The sequence below is a fragment of the Agaribacillus sp. DX54 genome (genome assembly GCF_056858335.1).
This window is the reverse complement of sequence record NZ_JBXEQE010000091.1, coordinates 1-1,773: the sequence shown is the minus strand read 5'-3', so window position 1 is coordinate 1,773 and position 1,773 is coordinate 1. Positions and strand designations below refer to the sequence as shown.

Below are 1,773 nucleotides of genomic sequence, written 5' to 3'. Positions count from 1 at the left end.
ACTACGCTACATAGCAGCAGGTATATTTATGATGGGCTTGGTAGCCAATGTAAGCTTATCCCTTACCGATCCTTTTGTACATGTAGGTACGGATTTATTAGCACAGACAAGCGGCAACAGTAGTGGTAGTGGTACAGGAAATGAATCATGCCCTGTAAATACTAATTGTGATTATGCAACTCAAGCTCCTGATTGCGATTACACATGCGTTAAAATTGTTATAAACTGGTTAGGTCAGGAAGTTAGATTGGAAGAAATTGTGCAAGGTGAAAGGATAGAGTGTTTTCCTAGTCAAGGGAATAGGTGTAAACCTCAGGCTTGTACGCCTGTGATCGGTTGTCCGCAAGGTTATAGCTAGCTGAAATTAAAGAGGTTATCAATCAGTGATTGAACTGACCAGATAATATATTTTTGTCTGTCAAAGCATTTGATCTTTGGTTTGGGTAACCTCTTATCCCTATATTTTTAGATTAAAATGTTTAAGTATAAAAGTAAAACGGGAATGAAGAGTAAGGCACTTTCTCAAATGTCTACACTTACTCCTGAAGCAATAGTAATTTTTTTTAAAATAGCACCACTTCTCATAATAGTATCAAAAAAGTATAATTATGAAAAAAACCATTTACATTGCAGTTTTTTGTCTTTTTATCATTTCCTGTAAAAAGGAAATAGAATATACACATCCGACCAAAGTAAACAGCAGTACCATTGATCTGATAAAAGAAACAGCCAATGGTGATACAAAACTGGCAAACTTCGAAAGCCTGTTTAGCGGTTATGATATCATCAGATTAAACACTGATAAAAACAACTTCATAGGCCAGATAGATAGAATATTGGTAAACAATGACACCCTTTATGTTATTGACAAAACATTTGCCAAGTCCATACTTATTTGTGATATGTCAGGGAATTTGTTGGGGAGAATCACCACTACCAACAGAAAAGGCCCGGGGGAATTTAAAACCATTTCCAGCGTGGTGTTAAATTCAGACAAATCAAGAGTTGAAATATATGACAGCTACCTGGCAAAGTTTATATTCTTTGATTTGCTTGGCAATTTTATTGAAGAACAAAAAATACCTTTCCCTTTTTCAAATCATGCTTATAGTCATTTATATAATAAGTACTACTTCTATAACAATTATATTCCTATAGATAATAAAAAAAGATTTAGATTGACCATCACTGATGACAATTTTCAGTTTTTGAAAGGCTATTTCCCCTTTAATGAAAATCAGGATTTTACAGCTTTACATTTTATGAGCAGTAATAATTTTCATGTCAATGAGCGCGGTGAGGTCTTTTTCGCCGAAATGTTAAGAAATACAGTATATAAATTAATAGATGAGGAAATCGAAGAGAAGTATTCCCTGGAATTTCAAACATCACCACCACCTGATTTTTTGGAGGAAACGCTTGATAAAAATTATGATGTATCCAGTGCTTATAGAGAATACGATTTGATAAAAGGTGGACTTATATTTAATGATTCCTTATCGTATTTTAAATTTACAAGCTCTGTTACCCAATATGTATATAATGTAATCATTAGAAAAGGAGAAAAAATATCATATACCAATATTTGGCATCCTTCTGAAAGTTTCGCTGTTAGTGGTTGCAAGTACTATAATGAAAAGAAGGGAACCATGATGTTTGGATATAACCCTTCGGAGAAGTCCATCATTGACCAGATTGCTGATAGCAGCCCTCTGAAAAGAATGTTCGAAACTTTTGACGATAATTTTACTGATACAATAATCCTGGTATGCG

The 1,773-nt window shown here is 34.0% G+C and carries 2 protein-coding genes; both read left to right on the top strand.

Annotated elements, in window-relative coordinates:
• A partial coding sequence (locus AC04NP_RS30450) for a hypothetical protein (RefSeq protein WP_482863900.1) occupies nt 1-358 on the top strand: 358 nt, incomplete at its 5' end.
• Between the two features lie 250 nt (nt 359-608).
• A partial coding sequence (locus tag AC04NP_RS30445) for a 6-bladed beta-propeller (protein WP_482863899.1) occupies nt 609-1,773 on the top strand: 1,165 nt, incomplete at its 3' end.